Origin of the sequence: Pedobacter sp. KBW06, assembly GCF_003852525.1 — a bacterium.
In the GTDB taxonomy this organism is placed as follows: Bacteria; Bacteroidota; Bacteroidia; order Sphingobacteriales; family Sphingobacteriaceae; genus Pedobacter.
Genome location: NZ_QAJL01000019.1, coordinates 1 through 1,116, shown reverse-complemented (window position 1 = coordinate 1,116; position 1,116 = coordinate 1). Strand labels below are relative to the sequence as shown.

Below are 1,116 nucleotides of genomic sequence, written 5' to 3'. Positions count from 1 at the left end.
AGCACCCCGCAACCTTCTCCTATGCCAGTTCCATTTGCATCCTGATCAAATGTTTTACTTCTTCCATCAGGAGAAAGCACTTCAGCATTGCTTAACAAAATGAAGGGCCTTTCGTCCAGCAGAATGTCTACACCTCCGGCCAGCGCAAAATCGGCCTGACCTGAACGTAATGCTTTTACGGCAAGGTCTATGGCCGTCAGCGAACTGCTGCAGGCCGTATCTACTACCATATTCGGACCATGAAGGTTATAAATATGCGCCAGATGGGCGGTAATGAAATTCTGTCCGATGCCCGCAAGCATGTCTTTGTGAACTTCGCTGACCTTTTCCTGAAAGCTGCCTGAACGGCTCCCTGCATAAACCCCCACACGTTTCCCCCAGATATCAGATTTGCTGTAACCAGCATCAGCCATTGCCTCTGCACTTACTTCAAGCCATTGCCTTTCCAGCGGATCGATCAAACCTGCCAGATCCGGACTAATCCCAAAATATCCGGGATCAAAACCGGTGATATCTTCCAGAAAACCACCCCATTTACTGACACTTTTCCCGCGTTGTTTGCCTCCTGCAGCATAATACACGGAAGTGTCCCACCTTTCTGAAGGTACTTCTCGGATACTGTCATGCCCCTGCTTAAGGTTCTCCCAGAAAGTTGCGAGATCAGGTGCATCAGGGAAATGACAGGCCATCCCGATCACGGCAATGGGAACATGATCAGCATTTCCATTCAATCCCGCAGTCTGATCTTTTGACATCACCTGCTTTTCTAAAACGAACTGATTTCCAGATCCCGAATCATTCAGCAATCGTACTTCATTCTTTGATGCCCTGGTGGGATTTGTACCGTCATGTGCGATCTTCTGCGCCGGCAAAACAGATGACAATACTACAGAATAGTGTTCCTGCAAATATTCACTTAACATGCCAATACTCGGATATTCCAGAATCACCGTTGGAGAAATACTCACCCCCGGCATTTGTTGTTCCAGTCTTTTTACCAGTTGCGCAAGGATGACCGAATCAACTCCATACTCCTGAAAAACAACATCTTCTTCCAGCTTATTTGCCGGTATCTTCAATTCTATACTAACCTGGGCAGTCAGCCATTCATTAAGA

The 1,116-nt window shown here is 47.1% G+C and carries 1 protein-coding gene; it reads right to left on the bottom strand.

The window, feature by feature from the left end; translation table 11 throughout:
• Window positions 1–1,116, bottom strand: a 1,116-nt coding sequence (locus tag DBR43_RS32850) for an acyl carrier protein (protein WP_233603334.1), incomplete at both ends; no start/stop codon positions are given.